The sequence below is a fragment of the Serratia sp. CoH_134_PS_4 genome, from assembly GCF_058190535.1.
This window is the reverse complement of the sequence record NZ_JBXWKI010000008.1, coordinates 160,571-185,716: the sequence shown is the minus strand read 5'-3', so window position 1 is coordinate 185,716 and position 25,146 is coordinate 160,571. Positions and strand designations below refer to the sequence as shown.

Here is a 25,146-nt window from a genome sequence, read left to right as displayed (position 1 = left end):
CGCACTTTGCTCACCGCATCAGGGCATAAAATCCAGTACCACAAGGTTGAACAGTGCATACTCGGTCTCATTGGCCATTTTCGGCAGTTTGGCGCGTTGCACCGCCTGACTGGCCGCTGCGCAAAGCGCGTCGTCACCCCTCAGCACCTTAAAATCTTTCAGTGAGCCATCTGGCAACAGATGGAGGCTGATCGAACAGGTTTGGGATTTATATTTGCCGGGTAACTGCATTTCCTGGGTGATAGCAACGCGCATCCTTTCCGGATAACTGCTGCGGGGCGAAGATGTCGATAACGTTGCAACAGCCGGTGTTTCCAGCATGACACCGGCAGTGCGGGTGCCCTGATCGGCACCACAGCCCGCCAGCAACACCACCCATAGCCACATCCCTGTTTTCATGTCTCTGCATCCTTGTCCTGTCACCCACAGGTGAATAATCAGTATTCCGGGTATGCGCCCCCAGCATCGGCATATCGCTGTAAGCGCTCACGCCACCATTTTACCGCCAGGCCGGTGGCACTTTCACGCCAGCCAAAATAAGAAACGTCGCTACAGTGTTCAGATTCGACGCGTTTCGCTACCAATTCACCGCTTTTCAGGTAGGGTTCCGCCAGATATCGCGGTAGATAGCCGCAACCCAGGCCGCTAAGCTGTGCCCGCAATTTGGCATCGAAACCGAAGACCGTCAGCTGATCCTGCTCCTCAAGAATGTTCAAATTCTGCGGCGCATTCACGCGCGAGGTATCACGAACCACAACGGCTCTGTGTTGACGAATTTCAGCCTTCGGCAAAGGCTCTGCCATTAACGCTAGCGGGTGCTGTGCCGCCACGGCAAATACGTAATCCAATCTCCCCAGCTGACTAAAAGCATAGCCTACGCGCGATGGGGGTTCACAAATCGCGCCAACAATAATATCTGCGCACCCATAAACCAACGACTCCCAGGACCCCGCCAGCACTTCATGGCTAAAGCGCAGGCGCGTATGGTGGTGCTGCTGATAAAACTCCTCGATCAGCGGCAACATACGTTCAAATGGAAAAGACGCGTCAATACCGAGCGTAATCTCGCTTTCCCAGCCGTTTTCCACATAACGCGCCTGTTGCTCCAAATCCTGCGCCGCACGCAACAGCACCCGTCCCTTTTCCAGCATCAGTTTGCCGGTATCGGTAAACTTTGCCCGATGGCCTGAACGATCAAGCAAGGTGACCTCAAGATCGTTCTCCAGTTTTTGCACCATGTAGCTCAACGCTGACGGCGTTTTGAACAGCACTGCTGCCGCTGCCGCAAAGGAACCATGCCGGTCAAGTGCATCCAAAATCAGTAACGCTTCCAGGTTTAATCTCACCGCTTCCCTCCGTGTATAAAAAAACTTAACAAGACGGCAAAAATTCTGCGCTATCTTTGAAATCAGCCCCTGCCTACCATGCGGTTCATCGGCGTTGTATTCATCCTTTGTTGAACCCTAATATCACTGGGAAGGTAAATCATGTCTAAGTTTCAATTACTTGATAAAGATAATTCCGCTCTAATTTTCATCGACCATCAACCACAAATGGCTTTTGGCGTGGCTAATATTGATCGTCAGCAACTGAAAAACAACGTGGTCGGTTTAGCCAAAGCCGGCAAGATTTTTAATGTTCCCACCCTTTTTACCTCTGTCGAAACCGAAAGCTTCAGTGGCTATATCTGGCCCGAGCTTTTAGCGGTACACCCTGAAATCACCCCGATCGAGCGTACCTCCATGAACTCTTGGGAAGATGCCGCTTTCGTGAAAGCCGTAGAGGCTACCGGCCGTAAAAAGCTGGTTATTTCTGCGCTCTGGACCGAGGTGTGCCTGACTTTCCCCGCGCTGATGGCACTCGAAGCCGGTTATGAGGTGTATGTCGTCACCGACACGTCCGGCGGGACATCCGTCGATGCGCATGAGCGTTCTATCGACCGCATGGTGCAGGCCGGTGCCATCCCGGTAACCTGGCAGCAAGTGCTGTTGGAATATCAACGTGACTGGGCGCGCAAAGAGACTTACGACGCCGTCATGGCGCTGGTGCGCGAACACAGCGGCGCTTACGGTATGGGCGTTGATTATGCTTACACCATGGTGCATCACGCCCCGGCGCGCGTGGCGAAATAAATCCTACCCCGGCCCTGCGCCGGGGTTTTCTGGAGTTGGTTGTTATGGCTCACCCGCAGCATGTCACGTTAGTCATCACTCATCGTTTGGCGCCAGGGCAAGAACAGGCCTACGAGGCATGGCTGAAACGCATTATGCCAGAGGCCGCCGCCTTCACCGGCCACCTCGGCGTCAATGTGATCCGCCCCACCGGTAGCGAACAGGCCTATACCGTTTTAGTCCGTTTTGACAACCTCGACAATTTATCGCTATGGGTTAACTCACCGCTGCGCAAACGCTATATCGAGGAAGTGTCGCCGCTGCTGTTGGAAAACGACCACATCGAAATTCGACCAGGTGCAGAGTTTTGGTTTACACCGCCGAGCGCCAACACGCGCCAACCAGCCAAATGGAAGCAATTTTTAATCACCCTGCTGGTGATCTTCCCGTCCACCAATCTGGTGCCTTGGTTTTGGGGCAAGCTGCTCCCCCAATTAAACGGCACGCTGACCGGCCATTTTCTCAATGACGCCACGGTAGTCGCCCTGGTTGTTTTCCTTTGGATGCCGATCGTGACTCGCGTATTTCATCAATGGCTCACCCGTCGTTAGGCGGCTTGCCCGGAGAACGTTATGAATAACAGTGCTTCCCTGATTATCACCAACGGTAAATTTCACACTGTCGATCGTGAGGCGCCCACCGCCCACGCGGTAGCTATCCGCGACGGTAAGTTCCTCGCCGTCGGCAGTGAAAATGAGGTCATGCAGCATGCAGGGCCGGAGACACAAGTGATTGACCTGCACGGCCATACGGCTGTGCCCGGCCTCAACGACTCGCATTTGCACCTGATTCGTGGCGGCCTGAACTATAACCTGGAGCTGCGCTGGGAAGGCGTGCCTTCGCTGGCCGATGCATTGCGCATGCTGAAAGAACAGGCACTGCGTACTCCAAGCCCACAGTGGGTGCGGGTAGTCGGCGGTTGGACTGAATTCCAATTCGCCGAACGCCGCATGCCGACACTGGACGAAATCAATCAGGCGGCGCCGGACACGCCGGTGTTTATCTTGCACCTGTATGACCGTGCCCTGCTCAACCGTGCCGCATTGAAAGTGGTCGGTTATACCAAGGACACACCGAATCCGCCGGGCGGCGAGATTCAGCGCGACAGTAACGGCAACCCAACCGGCATGCTGATTGCCAAACCCAATGCGATGATTTTGTACGCCACCTTGGCGAAAGGGCCGAAACTGCCGCTGGAGCAACAGGTTAACTCGACCCGCCAGTTTATGCGCGAGCTGAATCGGCTCGGCCTGACCAGCGCCATTGACGCCGGCGGCGGTTTCCAGAACTACCCGGATGACTATGAGGTGATCGCCGAACTGCATGAGAAGAAGCAGCTAACCATCCGTATTGCTTACAACCTGTTCACCCAACGGCCAAAACAGGAGCTGGAAGACTTTGAGCTGTGGACCGACATGCTGAAACCGGGCCAGGGCACTGACTTTTACCGCCATAACGGTGCCGGGGAGATGCTGGTGTTTTCCGCTGCCGACTTCGAAGACTTCTTGCAGCCGCGCCCCGATCTGCCGGAAGGCACCGAAGATGAACTGGAGCGCGTAGTGCGGCACCTGGCGGAACACCGCTGGCCGTTCCGCCTGCACGCCACTTATGACGAGTCCATCAGCCGCATGCTGGATGTGTTCGAAAAAGTGAACCGCGATATTCCGTTCAACGGTCTGCACTGGTTCTTCGACCACGCGGAAACCATCTCCGAACGCAACATTGAGCGGGTAAAAGCGCTGGGTGGCGGCATCGCCGTGCAGCATCGCATGGCGTTCCAGGGGGAATATTTTGCCGAACGTTACGGCAAAGAGGCAACCAAACAGACGCCACCCGTAGCGAAAATGCTGGCAGCCGAGCTGCCAGTAGGGCTGGGCACCGACGCCACCCGCGTAGCCAGCTATAACCCGTGGACCGCACTGTACTGGTTGGTATCTGGCCGTACTGTCGGCGGTATGGCGATGTACGACGACAACGCACGACTGGATCGCGAGACGGCACTGATGCTGTGGACTCAAGGCAGCGCCTGGTTCTCGACTGAACAGGGTAAAAAAGGCCAGATTAAGGTGGGTCAATTGGCGGACTTGGCCGTGCTGTCACAAGACTATTTCAGCGTGCCGGAAGAGCTGATCAAAGGGATTGAATCGGTCATGACCGTGGTAGACGGCAAAGTGGTTTATGCCGCCGGGAGCTTCTCGCCGTTAGCGCCACCGGCAATACCGGTATTGCCGGACTGGTCACCGGTAACGCAGGTGCCAGGGCATTATCGTTCTGCGCCACCGTCCGCTGCAAGCCGAGTCGGCGTGTTGAGCCAGGCGCACCAATGCTGTGGCCCATGCGGTGTGCACGCACATCAGCATGACGTGGCTCGCCGTTCCAGCATTCCAATTTCAGACGAGAATGCCTTCTGGGGGGCGCTTGGCTGCTCATGCTTTGCTTTCTAAGCCAATAAGCTATCAACTTAATAGCTTATTAAGTTGATAGCAAATTAACTGAGTAACCTCATAAACTCTGACGCTCTCAACCTGTGAGCGTCAGAGCCTGGCAATCAGTCGCGGTTAATGTCCAGCCAACGGCGCTGTTCCGCAGAAGCGGCTATCGCATCTAAAACGCAGGAGACTTTCCAGCCCTCTTCAAAGTCTGGCCACATAGGATCACCCGCAGCAATGCCATTAACCAAATCGCGGATCTCTACCGTTTTTTGATCGTTAAACCCAATGCCGTGTCCGGCACTAATACAGAAGGCGGCATAATCCGGGTGCTTGGGCCCGACCAGCAATGTTTTAAACCCCTGGCGTTCTGCTGGTTCATCGTGACGATACAGCTTTAATTCCGCCATGCGTTCCTGAGTGTAACTCAGCGTCCCCTGGGTGCCGGTAACCACATAGGTCAGCCCCATCTTACGCCCGCAGGCTATACGTGAGGTTTCGATCGTGCCCATGGCACCACTGGCAAAACGCACCAACGCACTGGCCTGATCCTCATTTTCTACCGCATGCATCAGCGAAGGGTCTTTCGCATCCGGACGCTGCCTGATAATGGTTTGCATATCACCGGAAACCGCCACAATGTCGCCCACCAGATAATGCGCCATATTGACGATATGTGCGGCCAAATCCCCCAGCGCCCCTAACCCGGCAGTGGCCTTGCGGCAATGCCAGTCGATCGGCGTACGCGGATCGGCCAGATAATCTTCGTTGTGGGTGCCATAAAAATGCACCACTTCACCGATTTCACCGCTGGCGATAATTTCCCGGGCCAGTTGGCTGGTCGGGTTCTTCATGTAGTTAAAGCCCACCAACGTTTTTACACCTTTGGCGCGGGCAGCCTGCACCATTTCGGCGGCATCATCGGCATCCAGTGCCAGCGGCTTTTCAGAATAGACGTGCTTGCCATGGCGGATGGCCTCCAGCGCCATCTCTTTGTGCAGGAAGTTAGGGGCGCAAATATCCACCACATCAATCGACGGATCCGCCACCAGTTGCCGCCAGTCGCCGGTCGAACGCGAGAAACCAAACTCCGCAGCGCGCTGCTGCGCCAGCGCCGGCGTGACCTCAGCCAGCATTTCCAGCACCAATTCGCCTTTCAGTGGAAATACCGTCGCAGCCTGCGCATAAGCAATAGCGTGACAGCGGCCAATGTAGCCGGTGCCAATTAACCCAACGCGTACCTGTTTCATCGCCCTCTCCCATGATCCATAGCCATAATATGACGGCGCACACAATGAAATGCACCATCTGATAATCGTTTATATGGAATATAAATTTCAATCACAAGCGAGAGGTAAAATAAAAATGATAATCGTGATGTCGTTCATAAAACGCTGCAGACTGGGATGAAACAACGAAAAGCCGGGTGAGCATAAACTCACCCGGCCGATTGAAATGAACTTTTCATTCCGAATCAGGGCAGCCCGTTGGCCCCGTGCAGCAGAAAACCAGGCCGCTGCTGCAAACGTTGAAAATAGCGATTCAACGCCGGGTAGCTCGGCCGTGAAAACGGCGTCATTAACCACCGGTTCAAAGAGAGCCCCAGCACAATGTCCGCCAGGGTGAAAACGTCTCCGGCGGCATAAAGGCGGCCACGTGACAGGTGCTGATCCAGCAGGCCCATCAGCCGGTTCCATTCCCGTTCGGCGGCGGCAAGGCTACCCGCATCCTGATACCCGGGATCTTGGCGCACCCGTGACATAAACACATAGCGCCATGCATTGTTGAGATCCGTCGCCTGCCAATCCATCCACATTTCGACAGCCGCACGCGCACCAGGTGCCTCTGGCAGCAAATCCTGACGCCCTTCTCGCCCCACCAGATAACGGCAAACCGTGTTGGACTCCCATAACACCTGTTCACCGTCGATCAGCACGGGCACCAGCCCATTAGGGTTCAGTGCGAGAAATTCCGGTTCCTGAGTGGAGCGAAAACCACTTCCCCACTCTTCCCGGGTTAAAGGTAACGCCAGTTCATGGCAGGTCCACAGCACCTTGCGAACGTTAATCGATGAGGCCTTACCGAGCAGTTTCAGCACCTAACGCCGCCAGAAAGGCTTGCTGCCTTCTCGCCATGCCGCAGCACGTGTCAGGCCGATGTCCGCCAGCTGCACGTCGTCCAACAGCAATAGCGCCTGACGTGTGCGATAGCGTTGCAGATACAGACGCCAGCGGGAAAAAGGGGGCTGGGAGTGGGTTGGCATACTGTCAACAGACAAGCTCGTCATCATATTCTCCTTCGTGTTTGCTCTGGAGTCATGATGCTGGGCATGGAGAAAACAATACAGATTCAAGTCCGCGGTATTTTTTCCATACAAAAGCTGTCTCTGTCTGTCTGAATGGTCTAATTTAACGTCATCTGTACCGGTTTTTTCTCATCCATTCTTATTTTAGGCATCTGTATGACACGCTACGCCACACTGGCTGCGATCCTTAGCCAACGCATTGAACAGGGTCTTTATCCGGCGGGCGACCGCTTGCCCTCTGTCCGCACGCTGAGCCAGGAACACGGCGTCAGCATCAGTACAGTGCAACAGGCCTACCGCCTGTTGGAAGAGAGCCAACTGGTGGAGGCGCGGCCCAAGTCGGGCTATTTTGTACGCCGGCGCCGCACATTAGCTGAATTGCCCGCCGTCACTCGCCCGGTGCAACGCCCCGTGGATATTTCGCAATGGGAGCAGGTGCTGGAAATGATCCGTCACAAGCCCCGCGAAGATTTGATACAACTCGGACGCGGCATGCCGGATATCAGTGAGCCGACACTGAAGCCGCTGATGAAAGCCTTGGGGCACATGGGCCGCCACGGCGATTTGCGCAGCCTGCTCTACGACAGCATTCAGGGTGTGCTGGAGCTGCGCGAACAAATTGCCCGCCTGCTACTGGATTCCGGCTGTCAGATCAGCCCCGACCAATTGGTCATCACCACCGGTTGCCATGAGGCCCTTTCCACCGGTTTACGCGCCGTGTGTCAGCCAGGTGAGATTGTGGCGGTGGATTCCCCCTGCTTCCATGGCACCATGCAAACGCTGAAAGGGTTAGGCATGAAGGCGCTGGAAATCCCTACCGACCCCCTCACCGGCATCAGTCTGGAGGCGTTGGAACTGGCGCTGGAACAATGGCCGGTGAAAGCCATTCTATTAACACCGAACTGCAATAACCCGTTGGGCTACATCATGCCTGAGGCACGCAAGCAACGTTTACTGACGTTAGCGCAGCGTTATGACGTGACGATTATTGAAGACGACGTATACGGCGATCTCGCCTATCAGTACCCGCGCCCGCCGTCTCTGAAATCCTTCGATGAAGACGAGCGGGTGCTACTGTGCAGCTCGTTCTCAAAAACCTTGGCTCCGGGTTTGCGCATTGGCTGGATTGCCCCCGGACGCTACCTGGAACGCGTGCTGCACTTGAAATACATCGGCACCGGCTCCACTGCCACTCAGCCCCAGTTGGCGATTGCCGACTTTATCCGTCATGGACACTACTTGCAGCACATGCGGCGTATGCGCGTGCGTTATCAGCAAAACCGCGACGTAATGACCGCGTGGATTATGGCGTATTTCCCCCCCGGTACCCGCGTCAGCCAACCGCGCGGTGGCTTTATGTTGTGGATCGAATTGGATGAAGACTTTGATACCCTGCGCCTGAACCGCTATCTGGAGCAACAGGGCGTGCAGATCGCCGTCGGCAGTATTTTTTCTGCCTCCGGCAAATACCGTAACTGTCTACGTCTCAACTATGCGCCCAAGCTGACGGCAGAAATTGAGCAGGCCGTACAACGGGTAGGGGCCACCATCCAAAAACTGATGCTGGCACCTTCTCCAATGCTTGAAACTGCATTGGCGCGATCGGATTAAACCATGTCGTCATCGGATTATCGCCCGGTGCCACCCTATTCTAAAGTGGCACCATCCAAAACAAAAAGGCATCCGCAACGATGAGTAGCGATCAGATCCCCCTATCCAGCGTGCTATTCGCCCGTCTGGCGGTTCTTGGCGTCGATATCGAAAGGGTGTGCCAACTGGCTCGCCTGCCGGTTGGGCTGCTCAACGCACGACGTGACAAGGTAAAGCTGTCCACCCGACAGTTCTTTGATATTTGGCGCGCCCTCGCTCAGTTGGCCGATGACAACTCATTCGGCCTGCGCCTCGGCGGCGACGTGGCGCCAGAGCATTATGATATTGCTTCTGCCGCTGCACTGCACTCCGCCACGCTGGGGGAAGCATTACAAAAAATCGCCCGTTACAAGCGACTCCTGTGCCCGGAGGAACTGACCTTGACGGAAGATGGCGACGGTGTGCGTATGCACATCCGCTGGATCATGGCCGAAGGTCACGCACCGGCGCTGTTGATTGACGCCATCTTTGCCTCCATCATCACCCTATGCCGCCGCGGTACCGGCCTGCTGATACGCCCGCGATCCATCGAGCTGACGCGGCGACACAACGCGGCCTCACCGCTGCCGCGTTACTTTGGCTGCCCCATTCACTTCGACGCGCCGCGGGATGTGTTGGTGTTTGATCGTGCACTCATGCAGCAGCCGTTCATCACCTATAACCAGGACATGCTGGCGACATTGCTGCCCGGACTCGAGGCCGAACTGAGCCAGGCACAGCAAGCGCAGGATTTGCCGACACAGGTGATGGCGATACTCGGCCGCAGCATGCGTGGCCAGCGCCCCAGCGTCAACAGTGTGGCGGCGGAGCTCTATGTCAGCGCGCGCACGCTACAGCGCCGCTTGCAACAGCAGGGTTACAGCTACCAACAGCTGCTGGACAAAACCCGCCACCGTACCGCCTGCCAACTGCTGGCGGAGACCGATCTGGAGCCGGGTGAAATCGCCTTTGTGCTGGGGTTTGAAGAATTGAATTCGTTCAGCCGCGCTTTTATGCAGTGGGAAGAGCAAACGCCCAACCGCTGGCGCACTCGACGGGTTGCCGACGCCAAAGAGAACAGGCAATGAGCCTGTACATCGTGGGCGCCAGTGGCACGATCGGCCAGCGTCAAAAGCGCAACCGAGAACGTCTTGTTGGCGCTGCCATCGGAGAGAAGATTCTGCTATGTTAAAGCCGCGCGCGTGGGCCGCCAGTGCCGCGCTTTCGCCCCTGTGACAGAGACAAATCGCATGCCGTCAAAGATTTTATTCAGCGCCTGCCTGGCCGGTTTTCACGTTCGCTACAACGGTTCCAATAAACCCTTATTCGACTCCACGCTGCAACGCTGGCAGCGCGAAGGGCGCTTGGTAGTTTGCTGCCCAGAGCTGGCCGCGGGATTTTCGACCCCGCGCCCCTCGGCAGAAATTACGGCGGCTGCCGAAGGTGCCACGGTGCTGGCTCAGCAAGCACGGGTCATGGAAGTCAGCGGCGGGGACGTCACCGACAGCTATCTGCTTGGCGCGCATCTGGCGTTGGAAACGGCGCGGCGACACGGCTGTCGTTTTGCCTTACTCACGGACGGCAGCCCATCCTGCGGCAGTCAGTTTATCTACGACGGCTCTTTCAGCGGGCAAACCAAACCCGGTAGCGGCGTCACCGCCGAGTTGCTACGCCAACATGGCATCGAGGTGTTTTCCGAGCATCAGCTCGACGCATTGATCGCCCGCGTTGAGGCGGTGGAACAGGTTTAACGCCGAAGATGCCGCGCTAATCGCTGCTGCAAATGCGAAATGCCCTGCGGGTGATGGATGAAGGTGTCGATACACATCATCTGCCAACGTTGCCCTTCATCGCCAAAACGAATGGCGGCAATGTCTTCTGGGGTAATTTCGCCCAACATAAACCAGGTCGGAGGGTAGCCAGCCAAAATGCCGTCGTAATACTGCTGGCATTTCACCTGCCGCGCATCAATCTGTAGGCCAAATTCCTCCTGAGTTTCCCGCTGCACGCATTGCAATGGCGTTTCATCGCCTTCACGCCCACCCCCGGGCAAATCCCAACAGCCAGGCCAGGGAATATTCGCGTTGTCATCACGTTGGTAAGTGAGCAACTTATCACCGCATAGCAGCGCGATTTTGGCGCCGCCAAAGTCGTGGTTGTCGGTAGTCAGTGACATTATTTCTCCCTCTGTCTGGATAAGCCTCAGCGCGGTCTCCCCCGGAGTCAATGGTGAATCAAGGCAAAACCACGATCCGTGCCATCATCGTCGACGTAACGGATCCGCAGAAAAAAGGGGCCACCACTGTAAATACCGGCGAACTCGCGCGATAGAGGAAAAAGAAACGTAGTTTTACGCCTGTCCTCAGCCGTTTGACCGCTCACGCCGCGGGTTACCATGCCTGTTTGCACGTTTTAGCAGAACAGGACAAGGTTTTTTGCCGTGGTGAAACCCTTTTTACGCAGTGGCAGTTTAGATGATGTGCTTGCATTGGGCGAGAATGGGCAACCGGTTTATGCCTGCGCATTGCAGTTGCGAGAAACATTGCGCATTCGCCAACAGCAGCAAGCAGCCGATTGCCTGGCAATCCCGCAGCCGAACGAAACGGGCACCCGCATTGACTGGTATTCTCCTTTTCCGGGGAAAGTGACGTCTTGGCTGGCCGCGAGTGATGCCCAACGTACGCAGGCCGTGCGTCTACTGGAACAGAGCCTGGAAGCATTCCGTACCTTGATCGCCCAGACACAGGCCACCGAGCACCCAAGCCACCGTTTGTTTGGCGCATTGCTGACCAAAGCAATGCAAATCCCCGACTCACAGCATGTCTATCTGGTAGAGGGTAAACCGGTGCTGACCTTTTGGGGGTTTATCAAGCCGCACGCGCAGTGTCAGGACGATCCTCTGGCATGCTTACGCCCGGTTGACGTGACAGAAGAAAAACCGACGCCAATCGCCCCCACACCGCGACCCACAGTGATACCTCTAACCAAACCTACGCCGGTGCCTGCACCAGAAGTCGTGCCATCGGTGGCCGTCACACCCGCACAGCCACGCCGCCAGTGGCGCCGCTATGGGTGGATTTTACCTGTGCTGATGCTGGTTGCCCTGCTGGCCCATCGGATGACCTCACCGAGCGCCCTACCCGGCCCCATTCCCGTGGCGCAGCAACCGGCATCGCCGGTCCGCGCTGCCGTCCCGGCGTTCAAACTGCAACTCCCATTAGCCCATGCAACGCTGATGCCGCCACCGCCTGCCCCGGTAGCCCTGCCGCCGGCAGACAAGAATTCGTTAGTGCTGCCCGCTGACGCCGTCAAAGCCGGATCGACGCGTTTTCTCAATGGCCAGTGGCGCGCCACCGTGGCATTGAAAGATCCCCTAACAGGCAAACGCCCTAGCCTGCAATACCGTCTGAACGGTGGCAAAGGGACAGCGAGAATTACCTACGGTGATGCCATCACCTGCCGAACACCGGTGGAAGCCGGGCTAATGCAGTCTGGCAATCTGGTAATCAATAGCCGCACCAAAGCGCGCTGCAGCGACGGCAGCCGCTACCAAATACCGGAAATCGTCTGCAAGCAAAACGAAACCGGGCCTGCAGAGTGCACCGGCCGCTACGATGCGGACACGGTCTATCCCATGACGTTAAAGCGCGAGAGTAAATGATGTTGGCACCCCTGGTGGATTACAAACAAGCCATTACGCTGATTCAGGACAGTGGCATCCAATTTATGGATTTTGCCCTGACGCCGGTATTGGATGCCGATTTTCCGGGCAAATTCGTCCGTCAGACGGCAAGCGGCCCGCTTCTGCGCCTGCAATGGGATGTCGACACGGGCAAATACCTGTTACCCGCCCAGCCAGGGCAGGCTCCCGAGGTGGTACGTCCAGAGTTCAGCTTTTCCCTGCAGCAATCGCTGCAACTGCTGAATAACACCTGGCTGCCGCTGCCTTTCTCTCGTTGCACGTCATCCGGTGCATTTCTATCCGGGCCTGATAATTGGGCGCGGATGCAGATCGTCTTACTGGATGCGCCCGATCAGGACGGCAACCTGCTGCGGGTCGTGTTTGCCTTTGATACCCGACTGGTCCCGGCGGGACAGGAGGCTCTTGGCCCAAGCGAAAGCGATCTCAATACGGGGCTCAGCTTCTCACTGACCCACCGTAACCATGAGTTAGGCGAGTTTCTCGATCTGACCTGGGTAGACAGTTGGCTGCGCGAGGTCTTTACGCAATGTGCGTCCAGCCTGGAGGCGCGCACCGAAACAGAGATATACGCCGGGCTGAAAACCTTCGAATACCAGGCGCATTATCTCAACGTGTTGAATATGCTGGGCAACCAGCTAACGGTTCCACGGATAAAAATCATCGGGGAAACCCCACAGCAGCCCGCGATTAACGTGGACGTGATTTTAGATGTCGGGAACTCCCACACCTGCGGGGTGCTGGTCGAAGATCATCCGCAGGAAAATAACGGTTTGAAGCAGACCAATGAATTGCAATTGCGCTCATTGTCCATGCCGCATTGCGTTTACAGCGCGTTGTTTGAAAGCCGGGTCGAGTTTGCCCAAGCCTCATTTGGCAAACAGCATCTCTCCTTCCAAAGCGGACGCGATGATGCCTTTATCTGGCCTTCGATTACCCGTGTCGGCCACGAAGCCATGCAACTGGCGCAGCAACGGGAAGGTACCGAAGGCACCACCGGAATATCCAGCCCGCGCCGTTATCTGTGGGACGAAGAACGCTATGCGCCCGGCTGGCGCTTTAACGGCAAACAAGAGCCCATGGCCGCCGCAGCGCCATTGACGTCACTGATCAACGACGAAGGTTTGCCGCTGTCCGGGTTGCCCGTAGAGGCACGGCTGCCGGTATTTGCCGCCCATTATAGCCGCAGTGCAGTCATGACCCTGATGCTGACCGAACTGCTGGCGCAGGTGCTGATGCAAATCAACAGCGTCGCTCAGCGGCTTAAAATGCCGAACACCTCTGCACCGCGTCGGTTGCGTAGCATCATCCTGACATTGCCTTCGGCGATGCCCAAACCAGAGCGTGAAATTTTCCGTCGCCGCATGCAGGAAGCCATTGGTCTGGTATGGAAAGCCATGGGTTGGCACCCGCTGGATGCGCCATTCGACGGTGGCAACACCCGTGTCCCCGTGCCTCAGGTGCACATGGAATGGGATGAGGCGACCTGTGGCCAGATGGTTTATCTGTATAACGAAACCCAGGTGAATTTTGCCGGCCGTACCGACGCCTTTTTTGCCGCAATGGCCAGGCCTGACCGGCCAACAGAACCCGGAACACAACCGGGAAAAATGCTGCGTATCGCCTCCATTGATATCGGTGGCGGCACGACCGATTTGGCCATCACCCAATACGCGCTGGATGATGGCGTTGGCAACAACATTAAAATCAATCCGCGTTTGTTGTTCCGCGAAGGATTTAAAATCGCCGGTGACGATATTTTGCTGGATATCATTCAGCTGTTTATTTTGCCTGCTGTACAGCAGGCCGTCGAAAATGCCGGCGTCGTCGCCACACCGGCAATAATGGACAAGCTGTTTGGCAATGAAGGCCGTATAGATGGGTTTTCCACGCTGCGTCAGCAGGCCACGCTACAAATTTTCATGCCTGCCGGGCGTGCATTGCTTAGTGCGTACGAGGATTACGATCCCCTGGATGCCCATGCGGAAATCGCCACCAGTTTGGGTGAGTTGCTGCCACAGATGCCGACGCCACAGGTACTGGCCTTTATCAACGGTGAGATTCAGCGCGAGTCCTCGGCCACTGACTTCGATATTCTGCACACCCCACTGGTCATTCGTCTGGGAGCCCTGCACGCGGCCTTCCTGTCTGACAGGATCGGCATAAATCACTGCCTGCGCCTGCTTGCCGAAGTTGTGGCGTTATACACCTGCGATGTGTTGCTGCTGACCGGCCGGCCGGCACGTTTCCCTGGGGTTCAGACATTATTGCGTCACCTGCAGCCGCTACCTGCCAGCCGAATCTTGCCGCTCGAGGGATATCACACACGCAGTTGGTACCCCTTTAATAAGGGTGGGCGTATCGATAACCCAAAATCAACCGCCGCCGTGGGGGCCATGCTGTGCCTGCTTGCGATCGATCTGCGTCTGGAGAGTTTTTATTTTAACGTCGGGGACTTCCAGCCCTATTCCACCATTCGCCATCTGGGCATGCTGGATAGCAATAATATGCTGGCGGACGATAACCTTTACTATCGCGATATCGATCTCGATTGCGCGGACTTTTCGCTGGATCCCGACACGTATTTCCAGCTTCGTGGCCCCCTGCGCCTGGGGTTCCGCCAGTTGGATAACGAACGCTGGCCCGCGTCGCCACTGTATACCCTCACCATCACCGACCCTCAGCTGGCGCGTAAACTGGCGGGCGATGCCGTCATCAGCCTACGCTTGGCAATTACCGGCAGCGATGAACAGGGCGCTGAAGGGGTCAGCATCGCCCAGGCGCATTTAGCCGATGGAACGCCTATTCCCGCTCATCATCTGCAATTAAAACTTAATACCTTGGCTGCCAGCGCCTCTGGCGCAACCCATTATTGGATCGACAGCGGGAGCATTTATCAACGATGAAACCTATCACCTCCGGCGCAGCAGAGCCGATAAACAGCCTGGGTAACAGCATCATTCAGGCGATTGACTGGGTTGCCAGCACGCGGCAGCAATCCACGCGGCTGAGCAGAGAAGCCGATAATCTGACGGTTCGTCTACGCCGCAGTTACAACCGGGCCAGACAACTGGACAGCGCTATGCATCATCGCGTTGCCATCGGCCTTTATGGCCACAACGCCGCAGCCAAAGCCCATTTATTGGCGGCGTTGGCTCCCGGCGCCAGCCCCTTGACCGACGCTGCTACGTTGACGGTGCGTTACAGCGCTTCCGGCACCCAGACGCCCCCTGCTTATCCTGTTGCCATCTCCTTACTTGATGAAGCGCAGTTGATTGCCATGATGATCGGCACCGCCGTGATGGGCGGTTTTCATGCAGACGGGGACACGCGTGCAATGGCCGCGCACCTTGCTGCATTGGAGCGCCACCGCCAGCCTATGGCTATCGACGGTCTGGACAGCAACGCGGTGGTTGCGCTGTGGGACAGCCTGCGTCACCAGGGTGGCAAAGCGCAACAGGCGCTGGAAAGACACTTCTGGCCACAGGCCATCTTGCTGGCGCCCTATCTGAGTGTGGATGAACGTGCCAGGCTGTTTGCGCCGCTTTGGGGTGAGGATCCGGTTCTGACTGCCAACTATCGGCAGTTGGCGCATGCGTTGCACGATCTGGGTCACTGTCAGCGAGTACAGGCATCTCGTCAGGTATTGGATCCAGACAGCGGCATTCTGCATGCCGGTATGATGACAGCCCCCACGGAGGACAAACTTACCGTACTGACGGAGAAGGGTGACACCGTGGGCATTGCACTCAAGAGTCTGGCCTGGTTGGCAGCAGAAGTGACAACAACATTACCGCTGAGGAAAGGCGCCGGGTTGCCAGACGACGTAGAACTGCTTGACCTGCCGACCAGCAGCCGATGCCCTGGTGCTGGGGTGACTGAACGCATGCAGCAGGCAAAGCGTGCCAGCCTGCTGATTCTCGCTGCCGATAGCCTGCACGCCAACCTGCTGCTGGTTACCGATGCCGCCAGCACGCCGCAAGATGCCAGCCGTGCGGGCAACGCGCTGGCCTACTGGGTCAGACAAACCCAGGGTGAAAACACAGAGGTCCGCACCCGCAGAAAGCCGGGCTTAATCTGGGCGATCACAGCCTTCGACTCACGCCAAGAGGGAAAACCACGCCCAGATGATGCCGTTCAACGCTATGTCGGTGAGCCGGGCGAAAGCTGGGCCACATTGCTGGCGGTGGATGAGAGCGACTGCCATCGCATGGTGGCCTATCTGGCCGCACAGGCACGTCCGACATTGAAGCATGACCGCGCCCTGGAACAACGGCAGGAGCTGCAACGCGAACTCACGGAAAGTTTGCTGGGCAACTGGCTGCGCAAGACAGACCCGCAGTTAACGCATCAGCGCGCCCAACACCTACTGCGTGCGCTACAGGCACAAGCCGGGGTTCACGGCGAGTTACTCGAATGGCTGCTGCCGCAGTCCAACACGCTGCGTCAGCTGTACGTGCAACAACAGCATATCTTACCTGCACCCGTGACCTCAGCTTCGCCGTTCGATGAGGAGATCGATCTGTTTGGCGACGGGAATATCCCCCCCGCCGCGCCAACAGAACTTAGCGGTTCCCCCTTTGCCCAACGGGTGTTTGCCGATTGGGTCAACCACCTGCGCACCCTGCCCGATAATCCTCAATTGCGGATATTGCTGGGCGTCGGGAAACAGCATCTGGAGATACTGGTTGATGCATTGATCACCGCCGCTTGTCGGCTGGGAATTGCTGAATCGCTGGAACGCGCGCTGTCTGCCGGGTCCCTACCCGAACAAGGCGAAGATCGGCAGGTGAGCCAGGCGTTAGCAATATTGGGGGATTTCGTCACCTGGTTGGGTTTCCAGCAGCGCGAGGCCGCTTTACGCCCTGTCAGCCGGATTAATCACGGCCAGCCGATCTTTTCCCCACCGCCGCAGCCGGCGGTTAACTGGGGTAGCCAACAGCGGCTAGCCAAGCTGGCGCCCACGCCGGCAAGAAATACGGCATTTTATATTTACGATTGGCTGATCGGCCTCCAGACGCTGCTGGCTGAGAATGGGGTTGCCGAAGCGAAGGGCCCACTCGGCGAGACTTCCCATGCAACGCTGGCCACCATTGTCGCCGCGTTACGCACTGAGGCAGCCTGATAATTTTTACTGATAGATCACATCGTCAAAGCGGCTGGTGTCTATCCCCGCTGCATGCTTGTTGGCTGCGTTTGTGCGCCGCAATGCAACGCCAATGATTTAGGGTATAGTGAAAAACCGTTTTCACCACAGGCGAACAATAACGATGAACTCTCCGTTTCTGGTTACTCCACAATGGCTTGCGCAGCACATCAACGATGAAAATCTGATCGTCGTTGATGTCAGAATGTCTCCTGTCGGTCTGGTGCCGAAAAAAGACATGCTCGCCGAGTTTGAACGCGGCCATATACCGGGCGCGGTGTATTTTGATATTGATAACGTCGCGGACAAACATACCGACTTACCGCATATGCTGCCGACAGCCGATGAATTCGGCGCTGCCGTCGGCAAGTTGGGCATCAACGAACAACAGACCATTGTGTTTTATGACGAGGGCAATCAATTTTCTGCTCCGCGCGGTTGGTGGACTTTCCGCAACTTTGGCGCACAACAGGTTTATGTGCTGGACGAAGGCTTAAACGGTTGGATAGCGCAAGGCCAGCCACTGGAAACCGGCGCTGCACAGCGTTCGCCGCACACGTTCAACGCCCGTTTTAATGCCGATGCGGTCGTCAATATGCAGCAGGTGGAGCAAGCGCTGAACACGGAAGTGCAAATCCTTGATGCGCGCGCCGCCCCCCGTTTTTACGCCGAAGCGCCAGAACCCCGCCCAGGCCTGCACCGCGGTCATATTCCCGGCAGCATCAACATTCCTTACGGGGAACTGCTGGAAAATGGCCGTTTCAAATCGCTGGAAGCCCTCAACAAGACCTTCACCGACAAAGGGGTGAATATCAATGGCCCAATCATCACCAGCTGCGGTTCCGGCGTCACTGCGGCGGTGCTGGCTTTCGGCTTGTTATCGCTCAATGCACCGCAGGTGAAGCTGTATGACGGCGCCTGGAGTGAATGGGGCGCACTGAGTGGCAAACAGCCGATCGAACAGGACTAATTCTGGATCCGATCGGCCACGATCTGCGCTAAGCGCTGGATTGCCCCCGAGGGGTGATCTTCCGCACGGTGCAGTACCACACCTAGCGCGTTTAATGACGGTAACGTACCGGCTGGCAAACGGGATAAACCCGACGGCAGCCCGGCATCGGTGCGTACCGTCACCCCCAATCCTGCGCTGACTGCCGCCCAGATACCGTTCAGGCTACGGCTGGTAAAGACAATACGCCACGCAATGCCGGCGCGATCCAAGGCCTGCGTCGCCGCGCTGCGCAGCAGACAAGGGGCATCAAACATCACCAACGGCAATGGCTCGTCTCCCTGACGCCAGGATGCCAGTTCGAAATGGGGCGACGTTATCCAATGCATCTGCCGCTGCCCCAGCATCTGATGGTACGGCGTGCTGATCCCCCCGTCCCAGGCCAGCGACAAATCTAACTGCCCTTTCAGCACCCAGTCGATCAGCTCGGCATTGCGGGCAATGCGCGCTTCGATACGCACTCGTGGATGCGCCCGGGCAAAACTGCCCAAAACCTGGGGCAAAAAGGTTTCGCCGAAGTCCTCCTGCAGTCCCAGGCGTACCGTCCCCTGCAGGTCCAGCCCGCGTACCGCCGCGGCGGCTTCATCGTTAAGCTCCAGCAATCGGCGGGCGTAGCCCAGTAATGTTTCACCGGCTTCCGTCATTACCATACCGCGCCCGGCCTTTGTCAGGATCGGCGTGCCGATCTGCTGCTCCAGCTTTTTCAGATGTGCGCTGACCGCAGAGGTTGAACGCCCCAGCCGCTCCGCCGCCTTAGCGAAACTGCCCAGCTCAATGCCCGTGACGTAACTGCGCAGATCGTCGAGATCGAAGGTGACTCGTCCCATCATGACCATCCCGTTTTTCAGAACCATGAATCAAAGTAATGCCGATTTCACTGATAAAGATGGCGTGGGATACTCGCCCGGTCAACCGCTTTGAGGAGAATCGTGATACTTGCCATGCCCTTTGACCACACTGTGCCACGGGTTGACAGCCAGATTTGATATTGATAATCATTATCAATGATAAGTTTTCAATGAGGGCCTGCCCGATGCCGCCCTTGAGGTCAGCCACTATGTCATCATCACTGATTACACCTTATGTCACCCGCTGCTGTATCGTTGGCGGCGGCCCCGCTGGGCTGATGCTTGGCTATCTGTTGGCACGGGCAGGGATAAACGTGATGGTGCTGGAAAAGCACCCCGACTTCTTGCGTGATTTTCGCGGTGACACCATTCACCCCTCAACGTTAGAAATCATGCACCAGCTCGGCCTGCTGGAAGAACTGCTGGCACTGCCTCACCAACGTGCAGAAACATTGCACGCCGAAATCGCCGGGCGCGATATTCGACTTGCGGACTTCACGCGCCTGCCGACGCGCTGCAAATTTATCGCCTTTATGCCGCAATGGGAGTTTCTCAATTTTCTGGCCGAAAAGGCCGCCGCGTTTCCGACGTTCACGCTGATCACATCGGCTCAGGTACACCAACTGTTGTACGACCGTGGCCAGGTCTGCGGCGTACTGGCAGAGACGCCGGATGGCCCGATCCGTGTGCGTTGCCAGTTAGTGGTAGGTACCGACGGGCGCAATTCAGTGGTGCGCGAACAGGCGGCTCTCAGCAGCCGTTCTTTTGGCTCGCCGCGCGACGTCTTGTGGATGAAGCTTGATAAAAAACCCGGTGACCCCGCCTGGTCGATGGGCCATACCGGGCCAAAACAAAACTTCATCATGATCGACCGAGGCGACTACTGGCAGTGCGGTTATTCAATCGACAAAGGCAGTTTTGAGACGATCCAGCAGGACGGACTGGACAAGTTTTTGCTGCATATCGCCGAAGTTGCCCCTTTCCAGGACCTTCGTTTGCAAGAGATCCTCAGTTGGGATCAGGTGAAACTCTTGAGCATCCGTATTGATCGGCTGGATCGGTGGGCCAAACCGGGCGTACTGTGTATTGGTGACGCCGCACATGCCATGTCCCCCATTGGCGGTGTCGGGGTGAATTTGGCGATTCAGGATGCGGTCGCTACCGCCAACGCCATTATTCCTCCGCTACGCAATCAGAACTTGCAGTTAAAACACCTGCTGCGTGTGCAACGCCGCCGCAATTTCCCCACCAAAGCCACACAGTTCCTGCAAATTAAAATGAGCCAACGCAGGCCCAAAAAACGCCGCGCGCAGGGTGGGAAAAACCTGATGATGCGCGTCGGTAATAGCCGCTGGTTGCCGCGGTTATTTGGGCGGATTATTGGTCTGGGGTTCAGGCGGGAAACACCGAAACATCTTGCTGAGTGATTGTCTTCCCATCGGGCGTGCTGCGGTTGGACATGGCGTCTGACGCTCGCAACGCCCGCTTAACCTTGAATAATTTTTGTTGTGTTTGACCTTTCACGTCATACTCGCTGCGGGATAAAAATATCTCCCGTGTTTTACGTTGGCAAAATATTCATCAGGAGCAGTCCGTTCCCTTCAGGGCAGCAACCGTTACTCATTTCCCCAAAAGAGGTCTACATGTTCAGCATCCGCCAGGCGTTGAGCGGTGATTTAGCACAGGTTCGCGACGTGGGTATCCGCACTTATCAGGCCCACTTTGGCGAACTTTGGCACCACAAAGAGGAGTTAGACGCTTTTCTGGCGCAAGATTTTGCGGTTGAAACCCTCGAAAAAACGCTACAGGATCCGGATGTGTGCTGGCTGCTGGGGTATGAAGGCGAAAACCTGGTGGGCTATGCGCGGTTGAATTTCGACAGCCTGCTGACCCCTACCCAAGCCCTTGGCGCAGAGCTACAGAAGATCTATTTCTTGCCGGAATATGCCGGGCGGGGTTATGGCCAGCGTTTTTTTGAACAGGTTCAGCAACGGGCGCGAGAACGTAAGCAAGAAACGTTCTGGCTGGAAGTGCTAAAGCGCAATACCAGCGCCCAGCGTTTTTACCAACGCCAGGGGCTGAGCATTTGCGGCGAGACCTGTTACACCAGCGCCCAAGGTTCCATTGGCATCTGGTATATGTCGAAAGCGCTGTAACGACTAGCCAGGAAACGCCAGCGCGCTGGTCAGATCCCCCAAGGGTTTTTGGCTGCGCGCTGCCATCGCCTTATCGCGTTCGGTCAGCCCATCGAGCGACGGCAAATCGAACACCCGGCTGATTAAACGCAGGATAGATCCGGTATCGTACACCTCATGATCGACATACCCCTTGCGGGAAAACGGTGAGACCACCAATGCCGGAATACGTGATCCAGGCCCCCAGCGATCGCCCTGCGGCGGTGCCACATGATCCCACCAGCCACCATTCTCATCAAAGGTAATCACCACCACGCTGTTGTCCCACTGCGGGCCATTACGCAAGCTGTTGATGATATGGGCAATATGGCGATCGCCCGCTTCCACGTCAGAATAACCGGCGTGCATATTCAGGTTGCCCTGGGGCTTGTAGAACGCCACTGGCGGTAACGTACCCGCTTCCACCGCGGCTAAAAATTTATTGCTGGCAACAGAATCGCCAATACCACCGTCACGCAGATGCGCTTCGCGAGCCTGAGGGTTAGCTGGCCCCAGGTTTTCAAAATAGTTGAACGGCTGATGGTGATACTGAAAATCCGGTGCACCGGGGAAATCGCCCTGATCCTTACGGTTATCCAACGCGTACTGCCAGCCGCCGGCATACCATGCCCAGTCGATCCCTTTTTGGCTCAGCAAGTCGCCAATATGGGGGTGTTTCTGCGGTGGCATGACGTTCGGCATCGTGGCATCCGCCAGCGTCGGGTCTTTCTCGTCTTGAGTCCAGGATGGCCAGTACGGCGGCGCCATGGTATTGACCGCATAACCGTCCGGCGTCAGCAGGCTCTTGCCAAACAGGGGGATACCAAACGAGGCGCTGACCGGTGAATCACTCAGCGGTTTCAGACGCGGGTCCGTCACATCATCACTTTCGAGCTGGGCAACCCCCCCTTTGGCGACCGAGTTTTGCACTTCGGGGTAAAACGGCGGGCGAGCGCAGATCAGATACTGATGATTAAGGAACGAGCCGCCAAACGCACCCTGGAAAAAGTTATCACACAGGGTAAATTCCTGAGCCAAGGTCCACAGCCGCAGGTTGTATGCACCGTCTCCGTAATAGCCCATGGTTAAGGCGCCAGAATCGGCCCAAGCGACAAACTTGTCGTTTTTGCCCCCGTTGATTTGCATCTGGTTCTGATAAAACACATGCCACAGGTCGCGCGTCACCACACCGTGCGGCAGGTTTTCGCCCTGCGGCCCGATCAGCACAAACGGCTGATTCGGCAATTGCGTTGTAAATACCGCATTTTCGTCGATTTTGTAGTTAACATGCCCAACCTCCTGCGCTTTTGGCACCAATCCTTTCCAAATTGGCGGCAGCGAATCCAACAGGCGACCATCGCGATCACGCTGCTGGTAGTCTTCAGGCTTGAGCGCCGACAACGGTTTTTCTACCCCAGGAAAATTGGCGAACAGATTATTGAAGCTGCGGTTTTCGGCGTAGATCACCACCACATTTTTCACATGTCGTCGCAACAGCGCGTTTTGCGCATTGGTGGGTAGCGTGTTTAACAGCACGTTTTTGTTGCCGTCAGCCGCCGCTCTGGCGAGCGGCGCAATAGAAGCCCCCACCCCTAACGCCGTGGCGCCGGCAAGAAAACGGCGACGCGCCGGGTTGCTCGGTTGCTGCTCCTGCTCTTCTGCCGACGGCGGCAGATCGTTATGCGGTTTATCGCTCATGTGTAACCCCTTAAAAATTAACTTGTTGATTTATTATAAATTTATTTAAGGTTTATTATGCTAGGACAGAATTATGAACGAAATGTGACAACCTGCGGCAGGTTAGCATTTGGCAACACTTTCGCGCATTTCGCCGCAGTTTTAATCACCCCCGCCGGTTAACGCGCATCACGTTGCAGCATCAGCAGCATCAACGCCAACGTATTGGGCACCATATACAGCAAGGCACCCAGTTGCACCGCCAGCGGGCTGTCTTTAGCCTGCCAGGCCATAAACCAGTCGCCGGCGACCACCATAAAGCCGATCCCCCACACCGCAATGGCACACAACGCGCCCAGCATCGCCCAGGCTTTACCCTTGGCGAAAGCGGCATAAGAATGGCCCAGATGTTTCACCATCAACACAATGCCCAATGTTGCCGTTATCCCGGCCAGGGATTCGAGCAACGTGATAAACACCAACCCGAGCATTCCGGCCCAGGGAGCAGTGACGGCACGCCACATCAGGCCGGGCACCTGGTAGGTATCCTGCATGGTAAGCAACGGCCCCACGGCATGGCGGGCCGTATCGGTGAAACCCGCAGTATTATTCAGCAGGCTGAAGATGCCCCACAGAGCCGGGAACAGTGACAGAAGGATGCAAGACAGGCGTGACACAGTGATTTCGTTCATCATTATCCTTAATTTCTGAGGTTATAAAACCAAGAGTTCCTTGTATTGCCGCAGTTTAGGCTCTCCAGGTTTAACGTGCATATTGTAAGAACTAATCTTGCAATGATTGAGAGAATAACGGAGGGAAAAACATGGGCAGAACATTAACAGTGGACCTGGGCGAAGAGCTGCGTAATTTTGTTGAAGGTCTGGTCGCTAGCGGCGACTACCGTACCCCCAGCGAAGTTATCCGTGAATCGGTACGCACCCTGCGTGAACGTACCGCCGCCTCAACGCTGGAAGAGCTGCGTCGTTTAATCGCCGAAGGTGAAAACAGCGGGCACGCAGTGGAATGGGATCCTGATGTGTTCATGGAAAGAATACGAAGCAAAGCAAAAGGATGTGCAGAAAAATAACGATCAGGCCAAAAGCATTGGCCGATATGGAAGATATTTATGTGTATGGTTTGACCCGGTACGGGTTAGCCGCCGCCGAAGACGACCTAAGTCATATTCACGATGTATTCGATAACCTGAAATTGGCAGGCGCATAGAATCAATAGCGAGTGACCTCTGCGCTCTACCGACAGGAAAACATGTTATCTATTTCCGGGATAATGCTCAGCCGGTAAGGATCATCAGGATATTGCATCATTCCCGTGACCCAACCCGAATAACCCCGACGTTCAGATCGCCACCAGCCCGCGGACGCCGTCATGTTCCATCGCGCTGCCTGTGCCACGTTGTACGATGCTGCCGCGTGACATCACCAAATAGCGGTCCGCCAGCTCGGCGGCAAAATCATAAAACTGTTCTACCAACAGGATCGCCATATCGCCCCGCGCCGCCAACTGCTTTATCACCGCGCCGATCTCTTTGATCACCGAAGGCTGGATCCCCTCCGTCGGTTCATCGAGGATCAATAGCTGTGGCCGACAGGCCAACGCGCGGCCAATCGCCAACTGCTGTTGTTGCCCGCCAGAGAGATCGCCACCGCGCCGATCTTTCATCTGCAACAACACCGGAAACAGTTCATAGATGTGATCCGGCACCTTGCGCGCCTCAGCGCCAGAAAAACGCGCTAAGCCCATCAACAGATTTTCCTCCACCGTAAGACGGCCAAAGATCTCCCGCCCTTGCGGGACATAGGCGATGCCGGCCTGCACCCGTTGATGCGGCTTCTTGCCGTTGAGGTTCTCGCCCTGCCAGCTTATGCTGCCGTTCTTGGCTGGGATCAAGCCCATCAGGCACTTCAACAGCGTGGTTTTACCCACGCCATTACGCCCGAGTAAGCAGGTGACTTCGCCGACATGAGCGTCAAACGACAGGCCACGCAAAATGTGGCTGCCGCCGTAATATTGATTCAGTTCGTTTACTTGCAACATAGC

The 25,146-nt window shown here is 56.4% G+C and carries 23 protein-coding genes; 13 read left to right on the top strand and 10 right to left on the bottom strand.

Going from position 1 to position 25,146, the window contains the following annotated elements; genetic code table 11:
* Nucleotides 1-18 precede the first annotated feature (18 nt).
* Together AC2FCQ_RS14655 and AC2FCQ_RS14650 are read right to left on the bottom strand one after the other, a co-directional pair.
* Nucleotides 19-399 carry a cell envelope integrity TolA C-terminal domain-containing protein gene (locus AC2FCQ_RS14655; RefSeq protein ID WP_490308536.1) on the bottom strand — a complete coding sequence of 127 codons (381 nt, stop codon included), beginning with the start codon at nucleotides 397-399 and terminating at the stop codon, nucleotides 19-21.
* Between the two features lie 38 nt (nucleotides 400-437).
* Entirely contained in the window at nucleotides 438-1,346 is a 909-nt protein-coding gene (locus AC2FCQ_RS14650; RefSeq protein ID WP_209632315.1) for a LysR family transcriptional regulator, read from the bottom strand.
* Nucleotides 1,347-1,487: 141 nt separating this feature from the next.
* Between AC2FCQ_RS14650 and AC2FCQ_RS14645 the strand changes: the two genes are divergently transcribed.
* The 3 genes from AC2FCQ_RS14645 to AC2FCQ_RS14635 are packed head-to-tail and all read left to right on the top strand — an operon-like array spanning nucleotide 1,488 to nucleotide 4,615.
* The gene (locus AC2FCQ_RS14645; protein WP_037422649.1) at nucleotides 1,488-2,132 is read left to right on the top strand and encodes a hydrolase; all 645 of its coding nucleotides are present in this window, start codon (nucleotides 1,488-1,490) and stop codon (nucleotides 2,130-2,132) included.
* Between the two features lie 44 nt (nucleotides 2,133-2,176).
* Entirely contained in the window at nucleotides 2,177-2,722 is a 546-nt protein-coding gene (locus AC2FCQ_RS14640) for an antibiotic biosynthesis monooxygenase (RefSeq protein WP_209632314.1), read from the top strand.
* Between the two features lie 21 nt (nucleotides 2,723-2,743).
* The gene (locus AC2FCQ_RS14635) at nucleotides 2,744-4,615 is read left to right on the top strand and encodes an amidohydrolase (protein ID WP_209632313.1); all 1,872 of its coding nucleotides are present in this window, start codon (nucleotides 2,744-2,746) and stop codon (nucleotides 4,613-4,615) included.
* Nucleotides 4,616-4,719: 104 nt separating this feature from the next.
* On the opposite strand, the gene AC2FCQ_RS14630 is transcribed toward AC2FCQ_RS14635, so the two are convergent.
* From AC2FCQ_RS14630 to AC2FCQ_RS14620, 3 genes are all read right to left on the bottom strand, one after another.
* Nucleotides 4,720-5,850 carry a Gfo/Idh/MocA family protein gene (locus AC2FCQ_RS14630; RefSeq protein ID WP_404760069.1) on the bottom strand — a complete coding sequence of 377 codons (1,131 nt, stop codon included), beginning with the start codon at nucleotides 5,848-5,850 and terminating at the stop codon, nucleotides 4,720-4,722.
* Between the two features lie 224 nt (nucleotides 5,851-6,074).
* Entirely contained in the window at nucleotides 6,075-6,698 is a 624-nt protein-coding gene (locus tag AC2FCQ_RS14625) for a glutathione S-transferase family protein (protein ID WP_209632311.1), read from the bottom strand.
* The gene (locus tag AC2FCQ_RS14620; RefSeq protein ID WP_404760291.1) at nucleotides 6,699-6,863 is read right to left on the bottom strand and encodes a DUF1127 domain-containing protein; all 165 of its coding nucleotides are present in this window, start codon (nucleotides 6,861-6,863) and stop codon (nucleotides 6,699-6,701) included.
* Between the two features lie 198 nt (nucleotides 6,864-7,061).
* On the opposite strand from AC2FCQ_RS14620, the gene AC2FCQ_RS14615 reads away from it, so the two are divergent.
* The 3 genes from AC2FCQ_RS14615 to AC2FCQ_RS14605 all read left to right on the top strand — a co-directional run bounded on the left by AC2FCQ_RS14615 (nucleotide 7,062) and on the right by AC2FCQ_RS14605 (nucleotide 10,285).
* Nucleotides 7,062-8,516: an aminotransferase-like domain-containing protein gene (locus AC2FCQ_RS14615; protein ID WP_209632309.1), complete on the top strand. Its 1,455-nt coding sequence runs from the start codon at nucleotides 7,062-7,064 to the stop codon at nucleotides 8,514-8,516.
* A gap of 80 nt (nucleotides 8,517-8,596) precedes the next feature.
* A complete protein-coding gene (locus tag AC2FCQ_RS14610) occupies nucleotides 8,597-9,622 on the top strand; it encodes an AraC family transcriptional regulator (RefSeq protein ID WP_490308537.1) in 1,026 nt (341 codons plus the stop codon).
* 162 nt (nucleotides 9,623-9,784) lie between these two features.
* Nucleotides 9,785-10,285 carry a 2-thiouracil desulfurase family protein gene (locus tag AC2FCQ_RS14605; RefSeq protein WP_209632307.1) on the top strand — a complete coding sequence of 167 codons (501 nt, stop codon included), beginning with the start codon at nucleotides 9,785-9,787 and terminating at the stop codon, nucleotides 10,283-10,285.
* Here the strand turns inward: AC2FCQ_RS14605 and AC2FCQ_RS14600 are convergent.
* Nucleotides 10,282-10,710 carry an NUDIX hydrolase gene (locus AC2FCQ_RS14600; RefSeq protein WP_209632306.1) on the bottom strand — a complete coding sequence of 143 codons (429 nt, stop codon included), beginning with the start codon at nucleotides 10,708-10,710 and terminating at the stop codon, nucleotides 10,282-10,284. The two genes, AC2FCQ_RS14605 and AC2FCQ_RS14600, sit on opposite strands and share 4 nt — an antisense overlap.
* A gap of 264 nt (nucleotides 10,711-10,974) precedes the next feature.
* Here AC2FCQ_RS14600 and AC2FCQ_RS14595 point away from each other — a divergent pair, with 264 nt between their 5' ends.
* The 4 genes from AC2FCQ_RS14595 to sseA all read left to right on the top strand — a co-directional run bounded on the left by AC2FCQ_RS14595 (nucleotide 10,975) and on the right by sseA (nucleotide 18,350).
* Complete coding sequence (locus AC2FCQ_RS14595) at nucleotides 10,975-12,195, top strand: SrfA family protein (RefSeq protein ID WP_404760073.1); 1,221 nt, start codon at nucleotides 10,975-10,977, stop codon at nucleotides 12,193-12,195.
* On the top strand, nucleotides 12,195-15,140 hold the full coding sequence (locus AC2FCQ_RS14590; protein WP_490308601.1) for a virulence factor SrfB: 2,946 nt from the start codon (nucleotides 12,195-12,197) through the stop codon (nucleotides 15,138-15,140). Before AC2FCQ_RS14595 ends, AC2FCQ_RS14590 begins: the two co-directional genes overlap by 1 nt.
* On the top strand, nucleotides 15,137-17,359 hold the full coding sequence (locus AC2FCQ_RS14585; protein WP_209632304.1) for a virulence factor SrfC family protein: 2,223 nt from the start codon (nucleotides 15,137-15,139) through the stop codon (nucleotides 17,357-17,359). Before AC2FCQ_RS14590 ends, AC2FCQ_RS14585 begins: the two co-directional genes overlap by 4 nt.
* Before the next feature lie 145 nt (nucleotides 17,360-17,504).
* Entirely contained in the window at nucleotides 17,505-18,350 is an 846-nt protein-coding gene (sseA, locus tag AC2FCQ_RS14580; protein ID WP_265556307.1) for a 3-mercaptopyruvate sulfurtransferase, read from the top strand.
* Here the strand turns inward: sseA and AC2FCQ_RS14575 are convergent.
* Complete coding sequence (locus AC2FCQ_RS14575) at nucleotides 18,347-19,216, bottom strand: LysR substrate-binding domain-containing protein (RefSeq protein ID WP_490308602.1); 870 nt, start codon at nucleotides 19,214-19,216, stop codon at nucleotides 18,347-18,349. The genes sseA and AC2FCQ_RS14575 overlap by 4 nt on opposite strands.
* Before the next feature lie 230 nt (nucleotides 19,217-19,446).
* On the opposite strand from AC2FCQ_RS14575, the gene AC2FCQ_RS14570 reads away from it, so the two are divergent.
* Nucleotides 19,447-20,664: an FAD-dependent oxidoreductase gene (locus AC2FCQ_RS14570; protein WP_404760075.1), complete on the top strand. Its 1,218-nt coding sequence runs from the start codon at nucleotides 19,447-19,449 to the stop codon at nucleotides 20,662-20,664.
* 216 nt (nucleotides 20,665-20,880) lie between these two features.
* Nucleotides 20,881-21,393 carry a GNAT family N-acetyltransferase gene (locus AC2FCQ_RS14565; protein ID WP_490308538.1) on the top strand — a complete coding sequence of 171 codons (513 nt, stop codon included), beginning with the start codon at nucleotides 20,881-20,883 and terminating at the stop codon, nucleotides 21,391-21,393.
* A 3-nt stretch (nucleotides 21,394-21,396) separates the two neighbouring features.
* On the opposite strand, the gene acpA is transcribed toward AC2FCQ_RS14565, so the two are convergent.
* Together acpA and AC2FCQ_RS14555 are read right to left on the bottom strand one after the other, a co-directional pair.
* Complete coding sequence (gene acpA / locus AC2FCQ_RS14560) at nucleotides 21,397-23,109, bottom strand: acid phosphatase (protein WP_490308539.1); 1,713 nt, start codon at nucleotides 23,107-23,109, stop codon at nucleotides 21,397-21,399.
* Between the two features lie 158 nt (nucleotides 23,110-23,267).
* A complete protein-coding gene (locus tag AC2FCQ_RS14555) occupies nucleotides 23,268-23,780 on the bottom strand; it encodes a DUF2165 family protein (RefSeq protein ID WP_265556303.1) in 513 nt (170 codons plus the stop codon).
* 131 nt (nucleotides 23,781-23,911) lie between these two features.
* Here AC2FCQ_RS14555 and AC2FCQ_RS14550 point away from each other — a divergent pair, with 131 nt between their 5' ends.
* Nucleotides 23,912-24,175 carry a type II toxin-antitoxin system ParD family antitoxin gene (locus AC2FCQ_RS14550; protein ID WP_490308540.1) on the top strand — a complete coding sequence of 88 codons (264 nt, stop codon included), beginning with the start codon at nucleotides 23,912-23,914 and terminating at the stop codon, nucleotides 24,173-24,175.
* Between the two features lie 269 nt (nucleotides 24,176-24,444).
* Here AC2FCQ_RS14550 and urtE read toward each other — a convergent pair whose 3' ends face one another.
* Nucleotides 24,445-25,143 carry an urea ABC transporter ATP-binding subunit UrtE gene (urtE, locus tag AC2FCQ_RS14545; protein WP_209632297.1) on the bottom strand — a complete coding sequence of 233 codons (699 nt, stop codon included), beginning with the start codon at nucleotides 25,141-25,143 and terminating at the stop codon, nucleotides 24,445-24,447.
* Between the last annotated feature and the right edge of the window lie 3 nt (nucleotides 25,144-25,146).